The organism is Streptomyces dioscori (assembly GCF_003024195.1).
Taxonomy (GTDB): Bacteria; Actinomycetota; Actinomycetes; order Streptomycetales; family Streptomycetaceae; genus Streptomyces; species Streptomyces dioscori.
In genome coordinates this window covers 441,040-462,415 of record NZ_KZ679043.1, presented here as the reverse complement: position 1 = coordinate 462,415, position 21,376 = coordinate 441,040, and the positions used below count along the sequence as shown (strand labels likewise).

The 21,376-nt window shown below is 70.6% G+C and carries 20 protein-coding genes; 9 read left to right on the top strand and 11 right to left on the bottom strand.

The window, feature by feature from the left end; translation table 11 throughout:
- Positions 1-13: 13 nt before the first annotated feature.
- The gene (locus C6Y14_RS18405; RefSeq protein ID WP_107017779.1) at positions 14-1,384 is read right to left on the bottom strand and encodes a CynX/NimT family MFS transporter; all 1,371 of its coding nucleotides are present in this window, start codon (positions 1,382-1,384) and stop codon (positions 14-16) included.
- 49 nt (positions 1,385-1,433) lie between these two features.
- Here C6Y14_RS18405 and C6Y14_RS18400 point away from each other — a divergent pair, with 49 nt between their 5' ends.
- Positions 1,434-2,129: a FadR/GntR family transcriptional regulator gene (locus tag C6Y14_RS18400; RefSeq protein ID WP_107017778.1), complete on the top strand. Its 696-nt coding sequence runs from the start codon at positions 1,434-1,436 to the stop codon at positions 2,127-2,129.
- 85 nt (positions 2,130-2,214) lie between these two features.
- Here C6Y14_RS18400 and C6Y14_RS18395 read toward each other — a convergent pair whose 3' ends face one another.
- From C6Y14_RS18395 to fabG, 3 genes are all read right to left on the bottom strand, one after another.
- Positions 2,215-2,550, bottom strand: coding sequence for a hypothetical protein (locus C6Y14_RS18395; RefSeq protein ID WP_107017777.1), 336 nt, complete (start codon positions 2,548-2,550; stop codon positions 2,215-2,217).
- 246 nt (positions 2,551-2,796) lie between these two features.
- Positions 2,797-3,567, bottom strand: a complete 771-nt coding sequence (gene fabI / locus C6Y14_RS18390) for an enoyl-ACP reductase FabI (RefSeq protein WP_107017776.1) — start codon at positions 3,565-3,567, stop codon at positions 2,797-2,799.
- Between the two features lie 5 nt (positions 3,568-3,572).
- Positions 3,573-4,292, bottom strand: a complete 720-nt coding sequence (gene fabG / locus C6Y14_RS18385) for a 3-oxoacyl-[acyl-carrier-protein] reductase (protein WP_107017775.1) — start codon at positions 4,290-4,292, stop codon at positions 3,573-3,575.
- Between the two features lie 184 nt (positions 4,293-4,476).
- Between fabG and C6Y14_RS18380 the strand changes: the two genes are divergently transcribed.
- The 3 genes from C6Y14_RS18380 (at position 4,477) to tyrS (ending at position 8,758) form a co-directional block, all read left to right on the top strand.
- Positions 4,477-6,000: a TldD/PmbA family protein gene (locus tag C6Y14_RS18380; RefSeq protein ID WP_107017774.1), complete on the top strand. Its 1,524-nt coding sequence runs from the start codon at positions 4,477-4,479 to the stop codon at positions 5,998-6,000.
- Positions 5,997-7,391, top strand: coding sequence for a metallopeptidase TldD-related protein (locus tag C6Y14_RS18375; protein WP_107017773.1), 1,395 nt, complete (start codon positions 5,997-5,999; stop codon positions 7,389-7,391). Before C6Y14_RS18380 ends, C6Y14_RS18375 begins: the two co-directional genes overlap by 4 nt.
- A 101-nt stretch (positions 7,392-7,492) precedes the next feature.
- On the top strand, positions 7,493-8,758 hold the full coding sequence (gene tyrS, locus C6Y14_RS18370) for a tyrosine--tRNA ligase (protein ID WP_107017772.1): 1,266 nt from the start codon (positions 7,493-7,495) through the stop codon (positions 8,756-8,758).
- Positions 8,759-8,899: 141 nt separating this feature from the next.
- On the opposite strand, the gene C6Y14_RS18365 is transcribed toward tyrS, so the two are convergent.
- Positions 8,900-9,175, bottom strand: a complete 276-nt coding sequence (locus C6Y14_RS18365) for a GlsB/YeaQ/YmgE family stress response membrane protein (protein ID WP_107017771.1) — start codon at positions 9,173-9,175, stop codon at positions 8,900-8,902.
- Between the two features lie 212 nt (positions 9,176-9,387).
- On the opposite strand from C6Y14_RS18365, the gene C6Y14_RS18360 reads away from it, so the two are divergent.
- A complete protein-coding gene (locus C6Y14_RS18360) occupies positions 9,388-9,774 on the top strand; it encodes a DUF3099 domain-containing protein (protein WP_107017848.1) in 387 nt (128 codons plus the stop codon).
- A 244-nt stretch (positions 9,775-10,018) separates the two neighbouring features.
- Positions 10,019-10,276, top strand: coding sequence for a hypothetical protein (locus tag C6Y14_RS18355; RefSeq protein ID WP_199854768.1), 258 nt, complete (start codon positions 10,019-10,021; stop codon positions 10,274-10,276).
- Positions 10,277-10,301: 25 nt separating this feature from the next.
- Here the strand turns inward: C6Y14_RS18355 and moaA are convergent, their stop codons facing one another.
- The 3 genes from moaA to C6Y14_RS18340 all read right to left on the bottom strand — a co-directional run bounded on the left by moaA (position 10,302) and on the right by C6Y14_RS18340 (position 13,560).
- Positions 10,302-11,291 carry a GTP 3',8-cyclase MoaA gene (moaA, locus tag C6Y14_RS18350; RefSeq protein ID WP_107017770.1) on the bottom strand — a complete coding sequence of 330 codons (990 nt, stop codon included), beginning with the start codon at positions 11,289-11,291 and terminating at the stop codon, positions 10,302-10,304.
- A gap of 272 nt (positions 11,292-11,563) precedes the next feature.
- Positions 11,564-13,207, bottom strand: coding sequence for a solute symporter family protein (locus tag C6Y14_RS18345; protein WP_107017769.1), 1,644 nt, complete (start codon positions 13,205-13,207; stop codon positions 11,564-11,566).
- Positions 13,204-13,560, bottom strand: a complete 357-nt coding sequence (locus C6Y14_RS18340; RefSeq protein WP_107017768.1) for a DUF485 domain-containing protein — start codon at positions 13,558-13,560, stop codon at positions 13,204-13,206. Before C6Y14_RS18340 ends, C6Y14_RS18345 begins: the two co-directional genes overlap by 4 nt.
- 442 nt (positions 13,561-14,002) lie before the next feature.
- Between C6Y14_RS18340 and C6Y14_RS18335 the strand changes: the two genes are divergently transcribed.
- From C6Y14_RS18335 to C6Y14_RS18325, 3 genes are all read left to right on the top strand, one after another.
- A complete protein-coding gene (locus C6Y14_RS18335; protein ID WP_107017767.1) occupies positions 14,003-15,529 on the top strand; it encodes a S8 family peptidase in 1,527 nt (508 codons plus the stop codon).
- Between the two features lie 119 nt (positions 15,530-15,648).
- Positions 15,649-17,184, top strand: a complete 1,536-nt coding sequence (locus C6Y14_RS18330) for a S8 family peptidase (protein WP_107017766.1) — start codon at positions 15,649-15,651, stop codon at positions 17,182-17,184.
- A gap of 268 nt (positions 17,185-17,452) precedes the next feature.
- Positions 17,453-18,475, top strand: a complete 1,023-nt coding sequence (locus tag C6Y14_RS18325; RefSeq protein ID WP_107017765.1) for a CopD family protein — start codon at positions 17,453-17,455, stop codon at positions 18,473-18,475.
- 42 nt (positions 18,476-18,517) lie between these two features.
- Here C6Y14_RS18325 and C6Y14_RS18320 read toward each other — a convergent pair whose 3' ends face one another.
- The 3 genes from C6Y14_RS18320 to C6Y14_RS18310 are packed head-to-tail and all read right to left on the bottom strand — an operon-like array spanning position 18,518 to position 21,266.
- Entirely contained in the window at positions 18,518-19,561 is a 1,044-nt protein-coding gene (locus C6Y14_RS18320) for a zinc-dependent alcohol dehydrogenase family protein (RefSeq protein WP_107017764.1), read from the bottom strand.
- Positions 19,562-19,614: 53 nt separating this feature from the next.
- Entirely contained in the window at positions 19,615-20,346 is a 732-nt protein-coding gene (locus C6Y14_RS18315; RefSeq protein WP_404828801.1) for a lysoplasmalogenase, read from the bottom strand.
- A complete protein-coding gene (locus tag C6Y14_RS18310; RefSeq protein WP_107017763.1) occupies positions 20,343-21,266 on the bottom strand; it encodes a sterol desaturase family protein in 924 nt (307 codons plus the stop codon). Before C6Y14_RS18310 ends, C6Y14_RS18315 begins: the two co-directional genes overlap by 4 nt.
- Positions 21,267-21,376: the final 110 nt, after the last annotated feature.

The following is a 21,376-nucleotide window of genomic DNA, read 5'->3' as shown; positions in this document are numbered from 1 at the left end:
CGTCCCGAGGCGGTCAGCGGGCGGCGGCCTCGTCCTCCACCGTGCGGTCGCGGCCCGCCAGGACGCCCACCACTATCTGCGGGACCATCAGGCCCGCCATGAGCGCGATCGGCAGCCCCCAGCCGCCGCTGTGCTGGTAGAGCACGCCCACCAGCAGCGGGCCGGGGATGGAGATGAGGTAGCCGGTGCTCTGCGCGAAGGCCGAGAGCTGCACGACGCCCGCGCCGGTCCTGGCCCGCATGCCGACCATGGTGAGGGCCAGCGGGAACGCGCAGTTGGCGATTCCGAGCAGCAGGGCCCACGCCCAGGCGCCGGCGGCCGGGGCGAGGTAGAGGCCCGCGTAGCCGGCGAACCCGCAGAGGCCGAGGGCGACGACGATGGGCCCCTGGTGGGGCAGCCGGGTGGCCAGCCGCGGGATGACGAAGGCCAGGGGCACGCCCATCACCATCGTGACCGCGAGCAGCAGTCCGGCGGTGCCCGCCGGGACACCGGCGTCCCGGAAGATCTGCGCCATCCAGCCCATCGTGATGTACGCGGCGGTCGCCTGCAGCCCGAAGAAGACCGCGAGCGCCCAGGCGGTACGGCTCCGGGTGATCCGCAGCGGGGCGGCCTCCTGACGCGCCCCGGAGGACGTGCTCGGGGCCGGAGCCGAGACTGCGCCCCCAGGAGCCGCCTCGGTGGACAGGGGCGTGCCCTTGGCCCGTACGAGAGGGATCCAGGGCAGGACGGCGACGGCCGCGAGCGCGGCCCAGACGGCGAGGCCCGTCTGCCAGTTCCCGCCCAGGGCCCGGGTCATGGGCACGGTGACGGCGGCCGCGGCGGCGGTGCCGAGGGCGAGGGCCATGGAGTAGAGGCCGGTCATGGTGCCGACCCGGTCCGGGAACCAGCGCTTGACGATCACCGGCATGAGGACGTTGCTGACGGCGATGCCCATGAGGGCGAGGGCGCTGGCGACCAGGAAGCCCGCCGTGCCCCCGACGAAGGGCCGAAGCACCAGGCCCGTACCGATCGCCAGCATGCCGGCGCAGACCACCGCGGCGGGTCCGAAGCGGCGGGCCAGCCGCGGCGCCATGACGCCGAAGACGGCGAAGCACAGCGGCGGTACGGAGGTGAGGAGCCCGGCGACGCTGCCGCTCATGCCGAGGCCGTCGCGCACCTCTTCCAGGAGGGCGCCCAGGCTGGTGATGGCGGGGCGCAGGTTGAGGGCCGTCAGGACGATGCCGGCGATCACCAGACGCGTCATCCACGCGCGCGTGGGGGGCGTGTGCAGGTCCGCGTCCTGTGCGGAGCTGCGTATCGGCGTCTGCGCCTCTGCCTGTACCTGTGCCGGTATCGATGGGGACACGGTCGTCCTGGTTTCCTCGCCTGTCATGAACCCCATCATAGAATCATGGGATGATTGGTTGTCCAACCCCCTGGCGCGAAGGACCGTCATGCCCCTGAGCCACCCCCGCCGGTCGGCGCTGTCCGAGCAGGTCATCGCCGCCCTGCGCAACGAGATCACCTCGGGCGAGTGGCCGGTGGGCTCCCGTATCCCCACCGAGCCCGAGCTGGTCGAGCAGCTGGGAGTGGCCCGCAACACGGTCAGGGAGGCCGTGCGGGCCCTCGCGCACAACGGCCTGCTGGACATCCGGCAGGGCTCGGGCACCTACGTGCTGGCCACCAGCGAGCTGGCCGGCGTGATGCACCGCCGGTTCGCGGACGCCGACCCGCGGCACATCGCCGAACTGCGCTCCACGCTGGAGTCGAGCGCGGCGAGGCTGGCCGCCGAGCGCCGTACCGAGCGCGATCTCAAACAGCTCGACGCCCTCCTCGTACGCCGGGAGGAGGCCTGGGAGTCCGGCGACACGGAGGCCTTCGTGACCGCCGACACGACCTTCCACCTGGCCGTGGTCGCCGCGTCCCACAACGACGTCATGACGGCGATGTACGCGGACCTGGGCGAGGTCGTGCGCGACTGGCTGCGCGAGGACGTCGGTGAGGAGCTGACGCCCGAGACGCACATGGACCACACGCGCCTGGTGGACGCGATCCGCGCGGGCGACGCGGAGACGGCGGCCTCGGAGGCGGCCGGCTATCCGTTCCTCCTGTGCCGCCCGGGGCGGCCCGAGCCCGCGGAGCGTGCCTAAACCGAGAGGCCTGCGGGGTCTGCGGGACAGTCGGTGCAGCCGGGACAGTCAGGACGGCCGGGGCAGGCGGGACACCCGCGGCATGTCACTTCCGGTGGCTGACCCACGCCGAGCGGACTTCCTTCCAGCAGCGCCCGGTCAGCCGGACGTTCTGCGCGGGGCCCGCCTCGACCCTCGCCCCGTCGGCGTCGATGTCCCACCACCGGTCGCACTCGATGTGCAGACCGATGTGGTCGGGCTCCGGATACGGGTTGCGGCAGTACGCCGTCACGTGTGAGCCGTCGACGACGGTCCGGCACGACGCTCCGAAGGGGCGTTTCTCGGCGGGCACCCGCGCGGGGGACGTCGTTCCCGCGCTGTACGCGGTGTGCGAGGCGGCGTCGGAGGGTACGGCGAGCAGCAGGGTCAGAGCGGCGAACACCGCGGTGGGGGCCGCCGCGAAACCGTTCCTGTGGAGCCGATGTATGCATCGGGCCTGGGACAGGCACACAAGGGGACCTCCTCGGCTGGGCTCTGGAGGGCGTCTCGGGAGAAGAACTCCTACTCCAGAGTGGGCCGTTACCCCCCTCGGCCGCCCGGCCGGTGCGGCCGAACGGGTGACGCCCCGCTCCCCGCACACTGCGGGGAACGGGGCGCCGACTCCGTACGCAAACGCTCGCGCGAGCGCTTACGCGCCGATCGCGTGCAGACCGCCGTCGACGTGGATGATCTCGCCGGTGGTCTTCGGGAACCAGTCGCTGAGCAGGGCGACGACACCGCGGCCGGCCGGCTCGGGGTCCTTGAGGTCCCACTCCAGGGGCGCGCGGTCGTCCCAGACGGCGGCCAGCTCGCTGAAGCCCGGGATGGACTTGGCGGCCATCGAGCCGATCGGGCCGGCCGAGATGAGGTTGGAGCGCACGTTCTGCTTGCCCAGGTCGCGGGCGAGGTAGCGGTTGGTGGCCTCCAGGGCGGCCTTGGCCGGGCCCATCCAGTCGTACTGCGGCCACGCGTACTGCGCGTCGAAGGTGAGGCCGACGACCGAGCCGCCGCCGTTCTGCATGAGCGGCAGGCAGGCCATGGTCAGCGACTTCAGGGAGAAGGCGGAGACGTGCATGGCCGTGGCGACCGACTCGAAGGGCGTGTTCAGGAAGTTGCCGCCGAGGGCGTCCTGCGGGGCGAAGCCGATGGAGTGCACGACTCCGTCGAGGCTGCCCAGTTCCGCGCCCACGACCTCGGCGAGCCGCCCGAGGTGCTCGTCGTTGGTCACGTCGAGCTCGATGACCTTGGTGGGCTTGGGGAGCTTCCGCGCGATGCGCTCGGTCAGCGTGGGCCGCGGGAACGCGGTCAGGATGATCTCGGCGCCCTGCTCCTGGGCCAGCTTCGCGGTGTGGAAGGCGATGGACGACTCCATCAGCACACCGGTGATCAGGACGCGCTTGCCCTCAAGAATTCCGCTCATGGTGATCAGTGACCCATTCCCAGTCCGCCGTCTACGGGGATGACGGCTCCAGTGATGTACGAGGCCTCTTCCGAGGCGAGGAACCGCACCGTTGCGGCGATCTCCTCGGGCTGCGCGTACCGGCCGAGCGGCACCTGCTTCACGATGGCCTCGCGCTGCTCGTCGGTGAGCGCCTTGGTCATGTCGGTGTCGACGAAGCCGGGCGCGACGACGTTGAAGGTGAGGTTGCGCGAGCCCAGCTCACGGGCGAGGGAGCGCGCGAATCCGACCAGGCCGGCCTTGGAGGCGGCGTAGTTCGCCTGCCCGGCCGAGCCGAGGAGGCCGACCACCGAGGAGATGAGGACGACGCGGCCCTTCCGCGCGCGCAGCATGCCGCGGTTGGCGCGCTTCACGACCCGGAAGGTACCCGTCAGGTTGGTGTCCAGGACGGACGTGAAGTCCTCCTCGGACATCCGCATCAGCAACTGGTCCTTGGTGACACCCGCGTTGGCGACGAGGACCTCGACCGGGCCGTGCGCGGCTTCGATCTCCTTGTAGGCCTGCTCCACCTGCTCGGTGTCGGTGATGTCGCACTTGACCGCGAGGCAGCCCAGTTCGGTGAGGGCGGCCGGGGGCTCGCCCGAACGGTATGTGATCGCGACCTTGTCGCCCGCGTCGGCGAACGTGCGGGCGATGGCGAGGCCGATGCCCCGGTTTCCTCCGGTGACGAGAACCGAGCGGCTCAACGGATCACCCTTTCGATAGCCGGTCTGGTACCTCGAAAACCTATCGGTACGGTCGGCCTCGCGGAGAATCGGGCACCGACAGTGGCTCGGGGGACTCGCTGTCGGGTCCCTACAGAAAAGCCTGGCCGTCGGGCCCGCCCGCGCGACATGATCGGACCGACAGGCGACAACAAGGGAGACCTCCGTGCCCCATTCCATCGACGAAGCCTTCACGGCACTGCCGCTACGGGCCCTGGCCGACGCGGCGCTCGCGCGGGCGCGGGCGCTGGGCGCCGATCATGCGGACTTCCGGTTCGAGCGGGTGCGCAGCGCGGCCTGGCGGCTGCGGGACGCGAAGCCCGCGGGTTCGTCGGACACGACCGACCTCGGGTACGCGGTGCGGGTCGTGCACGGCGGCACCTGGGGGTTCGCCTCCGGCGTCGACCTGACGATGGACGCCGCCGCGAAGGTGGCGTCGCAGGCCGTGGCGATGGCCAAACTGTCGGCGAAGGTGATCAAGGCGGCGGGCTCCGAGGAGCGCGTGGAGCTGGCCGGTGAGCCCGTGCACGCCGAGAAGACGTGGATCTCCTCGTACGAGATCGACCCCTTCTCCGTACCGGACGAGGAGAAGTCGGGGCTGCTGGCCGAGTGGAGTGCGCGGCTGCTCGGGGCGCCCGGGGTCAGCCATGTCGACGCCTCGCTGATGACCGTGCACGAGAACAAGTTCTACGCGGACACGGCCGGCACGGTGACCACCCAGCAGCGGGTCCGGCTGCACCCGCAGCTGACCGCGGTGGCCGTCGACGAGTCGAGCGGCGAGTTCGACTCGATGCGTACGATCGCGCCGCCCGTCGGACGCGGCTGGGAGTACCTCACCGGCACGGGCTGGGACTGGGACGCGGAGCTGGGGCGGATCCCGGAGCTGCTGGCCGAGAAGATGCGGGCGCCGAGCGTCACGGCCGGGGTGTACGACCTGGTCGTGGACCCGTCCAACCTGTGGCTGACCATCCACGAGTCCATCGGCCACGCCACCGAGCTGGACCGCGCGCTCGGTTACGAGGCCGCGTACGCCGGGACCTCGTTCGCGACCTTCGACCAGCTGGGCAAGTTGCGGTACGGCTCCGAGCTGATGAACGTGACGGGCGACCGCACCGCCGAGCACGGCCTCGCGACCATCGGGTACGACGACGAGGGTGTCGCCGGGCAGTCCTGGGACCTGGTGAAGGACGGCACGCTCGTCGGCTACCAGCTGGACCGCAGGATCGCGAAGCTGACCGGCTTCGAGCGGTCCAACGGCTGCGCGTACGCCGACTCGCCCGGCCATGTGCCCGTACAGCGCATGGCGAACGTCTCGCTGCAGCCCGATCCGGCGGGGATGTCCACGGACGACCTCATCGGGAGCGTCGACCGCGGGATCTACGTCGTCGGCGACCGGTCCTGGTCGATCGACATGCAGCGCTACAACTTCCAGTTCACCGGCCAGCGGTTCTTCAAGATCGAGAACGGGCAGATCACGGGCCAGCTGCGCGATGTCGCCTACCAGGCGACGACCACGGACTTCTGGGGCTCGATGGCCGCCGTCGGCGGCCCGCAGACCTACGTCCTGGGCGGCGCCTTCAACTGCGGCAAGGCCCAGCCGGGCCAGGTCGCGGCGGTCTCGCACGGCTGCCCCTCCGCCCTCTTCAAGGGCGTCAACATTCTGAACACCACGCAGGAGGCCGGTCGATGAGTCCTCGTACGAACAAGCCGCACGAGATCGTCGAGCGCGCCCTCGCACTGTCCCGGGCGGACGGCTGTGTCGTGATCGCCGACGAGCGGTCGACCGCGAACCTGCGCTGGGCGGGCAACGCGCTGACCACCAACGGTGTCACACGCGGGCGCACGCTGACCGTCGTCGCCACGGTCGACGGCCGCGAGGGCACCGCCTCCGGGGTCGTCTCGCGCTCCGCCGTGACCGCCGACGAGCTGGAGCCGCTGGTACGGGCCGCCGAGGCCGCGGCACGCGGGGCGGGCCCCGCCGAGGACGCGCAGCCGCTCGTCGAGGGCGTACCCGCCTCCCCCGACTTCACGGACGCGCCCGCCGAGACCTCGTCGGCGGTGTTCACCGACTTCGCGCCCGCGCTCGGCGAATCGTTCGCACGCGCGCGTGCGGGCGGCCGGGAGCTGTACGGCTTCGCCAACCACGAGCTGGTCACCAGCTACCTCGGTACGTCCACGGGGCTGCGCCTGCGGCACGACCAGCCCACCGGGACGCTGGAGCTGAACGCCAAGTCCCCGGACCGTACGCGCTCGGCGTGGGCCGGCCGCTCCACGCGCGACTTCAAGGACGTCGACCCGGCGGCCCTCGACGCCGAGCTGGCCGTCCGGCTGGGCTGGGCGGAGCGGCGCATCGATCTGCCCGCCGGGCGGTACGAGACGCTGCTGCCGCCGACCGCCGTGGCCGACCTGCTGATCTACCAGCTGTGGTCGGCGGCGGCCCGGGACGCGGCGGAGGGCCGGACGGTGTTCAGCAAGCCCGGCGGCGGCACCCGCGTCGGCGACCGGCTCACCGAGCTGCCGCTCACCCTGCGCAGCGACCCGAACGAGGCCGGGCTCGAAAGTGCCCCCTTCGTCCTCGCCCACTCCTCCGGGGACGACGCCTCCGTCTTCGACAACGGACTGCCCCTCAAGGCCACGGAGTGGGTCCGCGAGGGCGAGCTGAAGCGCCTGACGAGCACCCGGCACAGCGCGGCCCTGACCGGGCTGCCGGTGGCCCCCGGCATCGGCAACCTCATCCTCGACGGCGGCGACGATACCTCCCTGGAGGAGATGGTCGCCGCGACGGAGCGCGGGCTGCTGCTGACCTGCCTCTGGTACATCCGCGAGGTCGACCCGGCGACGCTGCTGCTGACCGGTCTGACCCGGGACGGCGTCTACCTCGTGGAGAACGGCGAGGTCACCGGTGAGGTGAACAACTTCCGGTTCAACGAGTCGCCGGTGGGCCTGCTGGGGCGGGCGACCGAGGCGGGGCGGACCGAGAAGACGCTGCCGCGCGAGTGGAGCGACTGGTTCACCAGGGCCGCGATGCCGGCGCTGCGGGTGCCGGACTTCAATATGAGCTCTGTCAGTCAGGGCGTATAACCTCGACGGACAGCCCCGACGTCCGGCCGCACGGCCGGCCGTCGCCCGGCTGCCCGGAGAAGCACGACCGCCCGAAGATCATCCAAGGAGACACGAGAACCGTGACGGACATCGTCGACGAGCTGAAGTGGCGCGGGCTGTTCGCCCTGTCCACCGACGAGAACGCATTGCGCAAGGCGCTCGCGGACGGTCCCGTCACGTTCTATTGCGGCTTCGACCCCACCGCGGCCTCCCTGCACGTCGGGCACCTGGTGCAGGTCCTCACCATGCGCCGCCTCCAGCAGGCGGGCCTGCGCCCGCTGGCCCTGGTGGGCGGGGCGACCGGCCAGATCGGCGACCCGCGCCCGACGGCGGAGCGCACGCTGAACGACCCGGAGACGGTCGCCGCCTGGGTCGGCCGGCTGCGCTCCCAGATCGAGCCGTTCCTGTCCTTCGAGGGCGAGAACGCCGCGGTCATGGTGAACAACCTGGACTGGACGGCCGGTCTGTCGGCCATCGAGTTCCTGCGGGACATCGGCAAGCACTTCCGCGTCAACAAGATGCTCACCAAGGACTCGGTCGCCCGGCGCCTGGAGTCCCAGGAGGGCATCAGCTACACGGAGTTCAGCTACCAGCTGCTCCAGGGCATGGACTTCCTGGAGCTGTACCGGAGGTACGGCTGCACGCTCCAGCAGGGCGGCAGCGACCAGTGGGGCAACCTCACGGCGGGCCTGGACCTGATCCACCGCCTGGAGCCGGACGCCGAGGCGCACTGCATCGCGACGCCGCTGATGGTCAAGGCGGACGGCACGAAGTTCGGCAAGACCGAGGGCGGGGCCGTCTGGCTCGATCCGGAGATGACGACGCCGTACGCGTTCTACCAGTTCTGGCTGAACGTGGACGACCGCGATGTCTCGACGTACCTGCGGATCCTGTCCTTCAAGTCCCAGGAGGAGCTGGAGGAGCTGGAGGAGCTGACCGAGGAGCGTCCGCAGGCCCGCGCGGCGCAGCGTGCGCTGGCGGAGGAGCTGACGACGCTGGTGCACGGGGCCGGGCAGACCGCCGCCGTGATCGCCGCTTCGCGGGCGCTGTTCGGGCAGGGGGAGCTGGGTGAGCTCGACGCGGCGACGCTCAGTGCCGCGCTGTCCGAGCTGCCCCGGGTGCGGGTGGCCGCGCCGGGGTCCGTGGTCGACCTGTTCGCCGAGGTCGGGCTCGTGCCCAGCAAGTCCGCTGCTCGGCGGGCCGTGAAGGAGGGGGGCGCGTACGTGAACAATGCGAAGGTCGCCTCCGAGGACGCGGTCGTCTCCGCGGAGGATCTGTTGCACGGGCGGTGGCTGGTGCTTCGGCGGGGCAAGAAGTCGCTTGCGGCCGTGGAGGTCGCGTCCTAGGGGTTGCGTCGTCGGGTGCGGGTGCGTTGTGGCTTGTCGCGCCGTTCCCCGCGCCCCTAAAAGCTAAAAGCGAAAGGATTGCGCCGTTCCCCGCGCCCCTGAAAAGGGGCGCGGGGAACGGCGCAATCCTTTTACCTCGGCTCAGGCTCTTTGTTTGTTGCCCTTCATTGCCGTGTAGAGCATGTCTCCCAGGAAGACGATGACGACCGCGGCCACCAGCTGAAGGGCGTGACGGCCCCAGTCGATACCGCTGGTCTCACCGATGCCGATGCCGCGGGCGATCGCGTTGCCCACGATCGCACCGATGATTCCGAAGATCGTGGTGAGCCAGAGCGGACTGTGCTGCTTGCCAGGAATGATCGCCTTGGCCAGCAAGCCCAGTACGAATCCCACGATGATCGCCCACAACCAGCCCATGGCTGCCTCCTATACGGCTCTACGCGAGCATTACGCCCAGTGTCCGCCCGGGTGCCGTACGGCGCATGTCGGGCACGGCCGTACGCGGTACGGCGCAGACGTCCCCAACCGCACCGGAGCGGACCCGGCCTCGTCGGCGGCGTGGGCGCGGCGTAACGTTGTTGCCCGTACGGGCCGGGAAGCGTCCGATGCAGGCGGGGTGGTGGAACGTGATGCGGAAGCAGAGCGAGACCGAGGTCTTCCGGATCACCGGGGCCCGGCAGGGGCTCGCGGACGACGTACGGGGCAGGCAGCGCCGCTACATCATCTCGATGTCCGTCCGCACGGTTTCCGTCGTCCTCGCGGCCACTCTCTGGAACGTGGAGCGCCATGTCGCCGTCGTTGCGCTGGTGCTCGGCGTACTGCTCCCCTACATCTCCGTCGTGATCGCCAACGCGGGACGTGAGAACGCGCCCTCGCTGCCGTCGACTTTCGTGACCGCTCCGACCCGTCCGATGCTTGCGGGTCCGGGCGCCGGCGGTGTCGCGGAACCCGTCGTGGAAGACCTGACGGCCGACCCCGGGACACGGCTTCGGGACGAGCCGCACGAGCGGGCCTGAGCACCAGGGATCCGGAAAAAGCGGAATCCGAAACGTCTGCCAAGCTCAAGAAAAGCTCAGATCAATCATGTTGTTCCGTTGCCGGGCGATGGGTTACCCGTGACATACTTGGTACGCACTCCGCATCCCCCGTCGGAGTGACAGACCGACGCCGGGCAGCTCCCCCCGTGGCTGCTCGGCGTCGCCTTTTGTGGACCTTTAAGGACCCGTGGGAACCCGTCAAGACTCGACTAGTGTCGAGGACGTGATCCTGAACGTTCCCGGTTCCGAGCCGTCGTCCCCGTCCTCCCCCATCTGCTCCGCCAAGGGCTGCCGCGCCGACGCAGTGTGGGTGCTCGCCTGGAACAACCCGAAACTGCACACGCCGGAGCGCCGCAAGACCTGGCTCGCCTGCGAGGAGCACCGCGACCATCTGTCGAAGTTCCTGGGCGTCCGCGGGTTCCTGAAGGACGTGGTCCCCCTGTCGGAGTGGGAGTCCGCGGAGCAGCCGCCCGGCAGATGAGGGGTGAGCCGGGCGGTCGGGGCGGTCAGCCGCCGATCGCCGACATCGGGCGGTCCGGCTGCACGAAGGAGGGGTCGTCCAGACCTGCCCCGGCCTTCTTCCCCCACATCGCCAGCCGCCAGATCCGGGCGATCTCCTCGTCCGGCGCGTCCGAACGGAGCGCCGCCCGCAGATCGGTCTCCTCCTGGGCGAAGAGGCAGGTACGCACCTGCCCGTCCGCGGTGAGCCGCGTACGGTCGCAGGCCGAGCAGAACGGGCGGGTGACCGAGGCGATCACGCCGACCCGGTGCGGGCCGCCGTCCACCACCCAGCGCTCGGCGGGTGCCGAGCCCCGCTCGTCGGACCCCTCCTCCGTCAGCTCGAAACGCGTGCGCAGCGAGGTGAGGATGTCACCGGCGGTGACCATGCCGTCGCGCTTCCAGCCGTGCTGGGCGTCCAGCGGCATCTGCTCGATGAACCGCAGTTCGTAGTCGTTCTCCACGGCCCAGGCGAGCAGGTCCGGCGCCTCGTCGTCGTTCAGTCCGGGCATCAGTACGGAGTTGACCTTGACCGGGGTCAGTCCCGCGGCGCGGGCCGCTTCGAGGCCCTCGATGACGTCCTTGTGGCGGTCGCGGCGGGTGAGGGTCTTGAAGACGTCAGGGCGCAGGGTGTCCAGCGAGACGTTGACCCGGTCGAGGCCCGCCGCCTTGAGGGCGGCCGCGGTGCGCTTGAGGCCGATGCCGTTCGTCGTCAGGGACATCTGGGGGCGGGGTTCGAGGGCCGCCACTCGCTCCACCATCCCGACCAGCCCGGGGCGCAGCAGGGGCTCGCCGCCGGTGAAGCGGACCTCGGTGATGCCGAGCCGGGTCACCGCGAGGTCGATGAGGCGGACGATCTCGTCGTCCGTGAGCAGGTCGGGCTTGGCCAGCCACTGCAGGCCCTCCTCGGGCATGCAGTACGTACATCTGAGGTTGCACCGGTCGGTCAGCGAGACGCGCAGGTCGGTGGCCACCCGGCCATAGGTGTCGATGAGCACGTGGGCCCCTCCCTCGATACGGACCGCGAAACGGACCGACAGCTCCGAACGACCGGACTGCTGTGAACGACCGGATCGCTTCGAACGACCGGACCGACCGCTTCGAACGATCAGTCGACCCGATACGAACGAGCCTACGTGACAGGACCGACAACACGGGTGGCCCGATCCGACGAGACGCACCGCGGCCGCGTCGTAGATCCCTACGACGCGGCCGCGGTGCGTGGCAGCCCGTGCCTGACGGCCGGTACCTGACGGTCGACGGCCGTCGGTCAGTGCGCTCCGGTTCCGGTGAGGGAACGGACCTCAAGCTCGGCGTACTTGCCGGCGTCCGGCTCCTCCTTGGACAGGAGGGTGCCGAGGAAGCCCAGCAGGAAGCCGACGGGGATCGAGATGATGCCCGGGTTCTCCAGCGGGAACCAGTGGAAGTCGACGTCCGGGAACATCGAGGTGGCCTTGCCCGAGACGACCGGCGAGAAGAGCACCAGGCCGACCGCCGTGGCGAGCCCTCCGTAGATCGACCACAGCGCGCCCTGGGTGGTGAAGCGCTTCCAGAAGAGGCTGTAGAGGATCGTCGGCAGGTTGGCGGAGGCGGCGACCGCGAAGGCGAGGGCCACCAGGCCGGCGACGTTCAGGTCGCGGGCGAGGGCGCCGAGGCCGATGGAGACGACACCGATGCCGATGGTGGCGTACCGGGCGGCCCTGATCTCCTCCTTCTCGGTGGCCTGTCCCTTCTTGATGACGTTCGCGTAGATGTCGTGGGCGAACGACGAGGACGACGCCAGGGTCAGACCGGCGACCACGGCGAGGATCGTCGCGAAGGCCACCGCGGAGATGGTGGCGAGCAGGATCGCGCCCCAGGCCGAGTCGACGCCCCCGAGGTGCAGGGCGAGGAGCGGCGCCGCCGTGTTGCCCGCGGGGTTGGACTCGACGATCTCCTCCTTGGAGATGAGGGCCGCAGCGCCGAAGCCGAGCGCGATGGTCATCAGGTAGAAGCCGCCGATGATGCCGATCGCCCAGTTCACGGACTTACGGGCGGCCTTGGCGTTGGGCACCGTGTAGAAGCGGATCAGGATGTGCGGCAGGCCCGCCGTGCCCAGCACCAGGGCGATGCCCAGGGAGATGAAGTCGATGCTGGAGGTGGTGGTGAGGCCGTACTTGAGGCCGGGCTCCAGGAAGGCCGCGCCCCCGCCGCTGTTCTCGGCGGCGGTGCCGAGCAGGTCGGAGACGTTGAAGTCGAACTTGAGCAGCACCAGGAAGGTGATGAGCAGGGTGCCGCCGATGAGCAGCACGGCCTTGACCATCTGGACCCAGGTGGTGCCCTTCATGCCGCCGATGGTGACGTACACGATCATCAGGATGCCGACCAGGGCGACGATGCCGACCTTGCCCGCGTCGCTGGTGATGCCGAGCAGCAGTGAGACCAGGACGCCCGCGCCCGCCATCTGCGCGAGCAGATAGAAGATCGAGACGACGATCGTGGAGGTGCCGGCGGCGGTACGGACCGGGCGCTGGCGCATGCGGTAGGCGAGGACGTCGCCCATCGTGTAGCGGCCGGAGTTGCGCAGCGGTTCGGCGACCAGGAGCAGCGCCACCAGCCAGGCGACGAGGAAGCCGATGGAGTACAGGAAGCCGTCGTAGCCGAAGAGGGCGATGGCGCCCGCGATACCGAGGAACGAGGCGGCGGACATGTAGTCGCCGGAGACGGCGAGCCCGTTCTGGAAGGCGCTGAAGGAACGGCCGCCGGCGTAGAAGTCGGAGGCGTCCTTGGTCTGCCGGCCCGCCCAGACGGTGATGACGAGGGTCGCGACGACGAAGACCGCGAACAGGGAGATGATCAGCGGCCGGTGCTCGCTGGCCTCTCCCGCCGCGAGCTGCGTCTGCGCGAGGTGGACCTGGGTGATCGCGGGGCTCATGCGCCGCCCTCCATCCGGGACTTGATCGCCTCGGCCTTGGGGTCGAGCTTGGACGAGGAGTGGCGCTCGTACCACCAGGCGATGAGGAACGTGGTGAGGAACTGGGCGAGGCCCAGGACGAAGGCGACGTTGAAGTTGCCGAAGAGCTTGGTGCCCATGAAGTCGTCCGCGTAGATCGACAGCAGGACGTACAGCAGGTACCAGCTGATGAAGCCGATGGTCAGCGGGAAGGCGAAGGAGCGGTGGGCGCGGCGCAGTTCACCGAACTCGGCGCTCTCCTGCACCTCGACGAACTCCGCTGTGGACGGGAGATGAGGTTCGGCTTTCGAGGGGGGTGGTGCGTCGGTGGCCACGGAGTCTCCTCGCGTTGCGGGTGCGGGTTCTGAGGCGGGATCGGATGCGGGTCCGCCGCCGGACGGGGGTCTGTCCGGATCGGTGGACGGGGGTCCGTCCGGATCTGCGGGCGGGCTGGGTTCGGGCATGGCTGATTTCTGACCTCACGGTGACGTGGATCACGTGGGCCGGGTGGCGATGCTAGGTCCCCCGGGCGTGATCCAACAGGGGGCTCGACGGTGCTCGTGCTCCCTGCTCAACGTCACGGCGCCGCACGGGGAGCGGTTCAACACCGGGCACTTCTTTCGGAACCGGGCTCCGGCGTTTCACAAGACATCCCCGTAAGTCATTGCTGGCCAGGGATGCCGGGAGATAGCTTCGCCCTGCACCACCCAGTCATGTACCTGCCCGAGCACCACCTGTGTTCGGGCCGGTTCCTTTTCCGGATGATGTGGAGACCCCATGGCTCATCTGCGCTCCAGACGCCGCCTCGCGCTCGCCGTGCCCGTCGTGCTGTCGCTCACCGCCACGCTCGGTTTCCTGCCGGGTGCCGCTTCGGCCGCCCCGCAGCAGTCCGCCCCCGCCGCCACCGCGGCCGACGGGCCGAACCTCGCGTACGTGGTCAACACGAAGACCGACCACCGCACACTCGGGTCGGTGAAGAAGGCGATCGTCAAGGCCGGCGGCACCGTCGTCGTCACGTACGACAAGATCGGCGTCATCGTCGCCCACTCGGCCAGTCCCGAGTTCGGATCGCAGATCCGCGCGGTGCGCGGCGTCCAGTCCGCCGGTGCGACGCGTACGACCCCGCTGACCGCCGCGGGCACGACGGACGAGGGCGCCGCCGACTATCTGTCGGCCGCCGAGGCCGCGAAGGTGAAGGCCGCCGCCACCCCCGCGAGCGAGCCCCTTGAGGCCGACCAGTGGGACCTGCGCGCGATAGGCGCCGACAAGGCGGCGAAGATAAACCCGGGCAGCAGGAAGGTCACGGTCGCCGTGATCGACACGGGTGTCGACGACACGCACCCGGACCTGGCCCCCAACTTCTCCGCCAAGCAGTCCGCCAACTGTGTGGGCGGCGTGGCCGACACGAGTGCGGGCGCCTGGCGTCCGTACACCGCCGAGGACTACCACGGCACGCATGTCGCCGGTGAGATCGCCGCCGCCCGCAACGGCATCGGCGTCGCCGGTGTCGCGCCCGGCGTGCAGGTCTCCGGCATCAAGGTCAGCGACCCGGACAACGGCCTCTTCTACCCGGAGAGCGTCGTCTGCGCCTTCGTGTTCGCCGCCGACCACGGCGTGGAGATCACGAACAACAGCTACTACGTGGACCCGTGGCTCTACAACTGCATGGACGACCCGGACCAGAGGGCGATCGTCGACGCGGTCAACCGGGCCCAGCAGTACGCCACGAAGAAGGGCACCCTGCACCTCGCGTCGGCCGGCAACTCCAACCACGACCTGGCCTCGGACGCCATCGTGGACGAGTCCAGCCCCGACGACTCCACGCCGGTCACCCGCACGATCGACCCGCACGAGTGCTTCGACGTGCCGACCCAGCTGCCGGGTGTCGTCACGGTGAGCGCGACCGGCGTACAGAACCTCAAGTCGTACTACTCGACGTACGGCAAGGGTGTCATCGACATCGCCGCTCCCGGCGGTGACGGGCGCTATCAGATCCCGGACACCCCGTCGAAGAACGGCCGCATCCTCTCCACGATGCCGAACAACCAGTACGGCTTCCTCCAGGGGACGTCGATGGCGTCGCCGCACGCCGCGGGGGTCGCCGCGCTGCTGAAGTCCGAGCACCCGTGGGCGAGCCCCGCCCAGCTGCAGGCACTGCTGAAGGCCCAGGCGGACAACCCGGGCTGCCCGGACTCGTACGACCAGGACGGCAACGGCACGCAGGACGCCACCTGTGAGGGCGGCAAGCGCGTGAACGGCTTCTACGGCTTCGGCATCGTCAACGCGCTGAAGGCCGTCAAGTAGCCGGATCGGTTCAGGACTTCCCGTACGGCCCAGAACCTCCCGCACGGCACGGCACTTCCCGCACGGCCTTCCCGCACGGCACGGCCCGCACGCATTTCGCGAAACGAACTGGAGACAGCATGACCGCGCCCACCACCCGCTCGCGCCGCCTCATAGCCATCCCGCTGGGGATGACCATGGCCACGGCTCTGGCCTTCCTGCCGAACGTCAGCGCGTCCGCCGCTCCGGCGGACGGCGCGGCGGACGTGGCGAAGCAGATCTCGGCGGAGGCCACCCCGCTGAGCTACGTCGTCAACGTCCGTTCCGGGCACGGCACTTCGTCCCACGTGAAGAAGGCCATCGCCAAGGCCGGCGGCACGATCGTGACGTCGTACGACCGGATCGGCGTGATCGTCGTCCACTCGTCGAACGCCGACTTCGCCAAGAGCATCCGCAAGGTGCGCGGAGTCGAGTCGGCGGGCTCGACGCGTACGGCGCCGCTGCCCGCGCAGTCCACGACCGACGTCGGCACCCCGAAGGCGCTCAGCGCGCAGGAGATCGCCGACGTCGACGCCGCGGCCGGACAGGACCCGCTGGAGCCCCTGCAGTGGGACCTGCCCGCCATCAAGGCGGACAAGGCGCACGAGAAGACGCTCGGCAGCAAGAAGGTCACCGTCGCCGTGATCGACACCGGCGTCGACGACACGCACCCCGACATCGCGCCGAACTTCGACCGCAAGGCGTCGGTCAACTGCGTGTCGGGCAAGCCGGACACGACCGACGGCGCCTGGCGGCCGAGCGCCGCCGAGAGCCCGCACGGCACGCACGTGGCGGGCGAGATCGCCGCCGCGAAGAACGGCATCGGCGTCACCGGTGTCGCGCCCGGCGTGAAGGTCTCCGGCATCAAGGTCTCCACCACGGCCGGCTTCTTCTACACGGAGGCCGTCGTCTGCGGCTTCATGTGGGCGGCCGAGCACGGCGTGGACGTCACGAACAACAGCTATTACACCGACCCGTGGTACTTCAACTGCAAGAACGACCCGGACCAGAAGGCGCTCGTCGAGGCCCTCACCCGGGCGACGAAGTACGCGGAGAAGAAGGGCACGGTCAACGTCGCGGCGGCCGGCAACGAGAACTACGACCTCGCCGCCGACGAGATCACCGACCCGAGCTCGCCGAACGACACGACTCCCTCGGACCGTGTCATCGACCCGTCCGAGTGCCTCGACATCCCGACCCAGCTGCCGGGTGTCGTCACGGTCTCCTCGACCGGCGCGAAGGGCATCAAGTCGTCCTTCTCCAACCACGGCCTGGGCGTCATCGACATCGCGGCCCCCGGCGGCGACTCGACGCGCTACCAGACCCCTGCCCCGCCCGCCACCAGCGGCCTGATCCTCGGCCCGCTGCCGGGCGGCTCGTGGGGCTACATGGCCGGTACGTCGATGGCGTCCCCGCACGTCGCGGGCGTCGCGGCCCTGATCAAGTCGACGCACCCGCACGCCTCGGCCGCCCTGGTCAAGGCCCTGCTGTACGCGGAGGCCGACGCCACGCCGTGCACCGACCCGTACGACATCGACGGTGACGGCAAGGTCGACGCGGTCTGCGAGGGCTCGAAGAACCGCAACAGCTTCTACGGCTGGGGCACCGCGGACGCGCTGGACGCGGTGACCAAGTAGCGGTGACCGAGTAGGACCCGCGCGGTCCGAGGGCATCGCGTGAGTGAGGGGCCGGGCAGCCGTGTGCTGTCCGGCCCCTTCGTGTCCACGGGCCTGGGGGCGACGGGCGCGGTGTCGGGGGGCGGCGGATTGTCTCCGCCCCGGCTGAGTCGCGGGGCGGCCGGACGCGTATGCATGGGCGGAATGCCCGTGGGGCGGGTGGAATGCCGTTCCGCCAGTTGTTTTCCAGGACTTGCCCCGGTCTGGGACGACTGGTGAAGATCTTGGGGTGAGTTCGATACGACCGACTGCCGACACCGGTGGCGAGGCCGGCGCCCCCCGGGTGAGCGCGGCCTCCCTCCAGCGTTCCGTCACCGTCCTCGCCCTGGTGGCGCTGGCCGCGCTGATCCCCCTGCTCGGGCCGTCCCTCGCCATGGACGGCACGGGTGAGGCCGCCGCGCCCGGGGTGGGCGGGATCGCGTTCCTGCGGACGGTCCTGTTCGCGGCGGTGTGCGTGCCGGCCGGCGAGCTGTTCGTCACCCGGCTGGCGCGTCGGGTGCCCGGCGCTCCGATCCAGGACGCGCCGCGCAGCTGGGCCCCGGTGTCGGCCGCCGCCGGTTTCGTCGCCGCGCTCGGTCTCGCCTCGGTGGTGGCCACCGGGAACCTGGTGCCGCGCCGGCTCTCCGACATGGACATCGGCGGGCTCTACCAGACGAGGGACGGCGCGCTCGCCCTCCTGGAGGTCAACGCGTTCGTCGTGCTGGGCCTGTGCGCCCTGTCGCGCCGGCCGGGCACCCAGGTGTGGCCGCTGGCCGCGGTGGCCGTCGCGGAGGCTCTGCGCGCCCATCCGACGACCGAACAGAGCCCGCTGATCGGTTCGGGTCTGACGCTCGTTCATGTGGCCTGTGCGGCCCTGTGGGCGGGCGGGCTGCTGTACGTACTGCGCACGTTGCTCCGGTGGCGCGGCAGCGCCCCCGGGGAGGGTGCCGCGCTGTTGGGCCTCTACGCGCGCGTGGCGGCCGTTCTGCTCGCCGCGATCACCGCGACGGGCGTGTGCAGCACCCTGCGCCGGATGCCGCCCGGCACGGTACTGGACCAGCTGACGACGACGGCGTACGGGCGCACGCTGCTCGCGAAGGTGCTCCTCGTGGTCGTCGTCGCCGTCCTCGCGCTGTGGGCCCGGCGCCGGCTGCGCCGGGCGGCCGATCCGCTCACCGCCTACTCCCCCGCGCGCGCGGAGGTCGTGGTGCTGGGTCTGGTGGTGGCGGTCTCGGCCCTGCTCACGGCGGTGCCGGTGCCGATCCGCTGGTGACCCCGACAGAGCCGCTCGGACCGCTCGCGCCGGTCGACCAGGTCAGCCGGTGACCATGACCTTGAGCGCGGTGCGTCCGTCCATCGCCTTGTAGCCGTCCGGTACGCCGTCCAGAGTGACCGTCAGATCGAAGACCGGCGAGGGGTCGATGGTCCCGTCCAGCACATCGGGCAGCAGTTCCGGAATGTAGGCGCGGACGGGCGCGACCCCGCCGCGCAGGGCGATGTTCCGGTCGAACATGACGCTCAGGTCGAGGCCGGTGCCGCTGCCGTGCGGCACGCCGACGAAGCCGATGGCGCCGCCGTCGCGGGTGATGTTCACGGCCGTGCTCATCGACTGCTCGGTGCCGACGGCCTCGACGACGGCGTGGGCGCCCTGGCCGCGGGTGAGTTCACGGACCGCCTCGACGGCCGCGTCCCCGCGTTCGGCGACGACGTCCGTGGCCCCGAAGCGCCGCGCGATGTCCGTACGCGTCTCATGGCGGCCCAGCGCGATGATCCGCTCGGCGCCGAGGCGCTTGGCGGCGAGCACCGCGCACAGTCCGACCGCTCCGTCGCCGACGACGGCCACCGTGGCGCCGGGGCGGGCGCCCGCGCCGAGGGCGGCGTGATGGCCGGTCCCCATGACGTCGGAGAGTGTGAGCAGGGCGGCCAGCAGACGGTCGTCGGAGGCGGCGTCGGCGGGCAGCGCGACGAGCGTGCCGTCGGCGTACGGGACGCGCACGGCCTCGCCCTGTCCGCCGTCGGACCCCACGGAACCCCAGAATCCGCCGTGTTCGCAGGAGGTGGTGAGCCCTTCGCGGCAGTAGTCGCACACGCCGTCGGACCACATGAAGGGCGCGACGACGAGATCGCCCCGGCGGACGGTGCCCACCTCGGCGCCGGTCTCCTCGACGATGCCGAGGAACTCGTGCCCGATGCGCTGCCCGGGTGTGCGCGCGGACTCGCCCCGGTACGCCCACAGGTCGCTGCCGCAGACGCAGGAGCGCAGGACCCGTACGACGGCGTCGCCCGGCTGCCGCACCACCGGGTCGGGAACGTCCTCCACGCGCAGGTCGAACGGGGCGTGGATGGTGGTGGCGCGCATGCGGGGTCCTGCTTCCGGCTCAGGTGGTGACGGTGCTCAGGTGGTGACCGTCTTCAGGTGGACGGTCGTGGGGCGGACGGTCGGGAGGTGGTGACGGTCCGGTTCCCACGGTACGTCGCAGACGGATCGGAGCGCGCGCCGGGCGCCCGGAGTACGCCGCTGACCAGCAGGTACTGCGCCGCGATATAGGTCAGCATGATCCACAGGTCGGGCCGTGGCGGCTGCGGCCATTCGGCGACACCGATCGCGATGAGGGTGTCCGACAGCATGAACAGAGCACCCCCGGCCGCCGCGAGGGGCCCGAGCCGCGTGGCGCCGTACGCCATCGCGGTCAGCAGCAGGCTGTAACCGGCGACGGGCACGCGGAGGCCGGCGGGCAGACCGGGCCACAGGAGGGTGACGGTCGCGACGAGGGCGACGGCGTACGCGGCTGCCGTGAGGCGGCCCGATCGCGTGCCTGGGGCGGCCGATCGGCCGAGCTTCGCGAAGAGCAGCAGGTAGCAGACATGGCCCGCCGCGAAGGAGGCCATCCCGGCGAGGAACGCCGGTTCGGCGTCGAGGAGGAGCAGGACGTCGCCGCCCCACCCGAACAGCAGGGCACCGACGAGGAGCCGGGGCCCGCCGCGCAGATACGCGTAGGCGGCGAGCAGGGGCATCAGCAGCGGCTTGGCCACGGTGTGCCCGGTGTCGAGGCCGACGGCCAGGGAGAGCAGATCCACGGCGCCCACCAGGGCGAAGGAGACGCCGAGGGCGACGGGCGGCACGCGCGCGTGGCGCGGATTCACGCTGCGGATTCCGGGACGGGGGTCTCCGTGGAGGCGGCCCGCACCGGAGAGGGGGCGGAGCCGACGTCGGACGCGGGCGCGGGCCCCGGGGGACGGGGCTGCCAGCCCGGCCCCCCGAACACCCGCCCGGCCCGCTCGCGCCAGCTTCCCGCCGCCCGCAGGTCCCTGGCGATGGCGGCGTACTCGTGCGTGGCGACCCGGATCGGGTTGTACGTGTGGATGTTCTTGGTCAGCCCGTACACGGGCCGGTCCGTCTCCGGGACGAACGACCCGAAGAGCCGGTCCCAGACGATCAGGATCCCGCCGAAGTTGCGGTCGAGGTAGCCGCCCTGGGAGGCGTGGTGGACCCGGTGGTGGGAGGGCGTGTTGAAGACGAACTCGAAGGCCCGGGGCAGCTTGTCGATGCGCTCGGTGTGGATCCAGAACTGATAGACGAGGTTGGCGGACGAGCAGAACGCGAGCGCGGCCGGATGGACGCCGAGGGCGATGAGGGGCACGTAGAACGGCCACACCGTCCAGGTCGTCCAGGGCTGCCGCAGCGCGGTGGTGAGATTGAACTTCTCGCTGCTGTGATGCACCACGTGGCAGGCCCACAGGATGCGGATCACATGGTGCCCGCGATGGGACCAGTAGTAGAAGAAGTCCTGCGCCAGCAGAAGCAGTGGCACGGTCCACCACAGGACGGGCACGCGCAGTGGTGTCAGCTCATATATGGCGGTGTAGACGGCGAGGATCGGGATCTTCCACAGGAAGTCGAAGGCCATGCTCCCCAGGCCCATGCCGACACTCGTGGCGGCGTCCTTCGTCTCGTATCCGGCGGCGTCCTCATCCGGATGGATACGGACACTCACCATCTCCACCACGGTGAGCAGCACGAAGGCGGGTATCGACCACAGCACGACATCGGGCAGGTTCGGCATTACTGCACCGTAGGACGGCCGGCCGACTGCGGCTAGACGTTGTTACCCACAAGTATTACCGACGGTACGCGCTTGTTTCTTGGTGATCTCCACCAAGGACACCGGGCGTA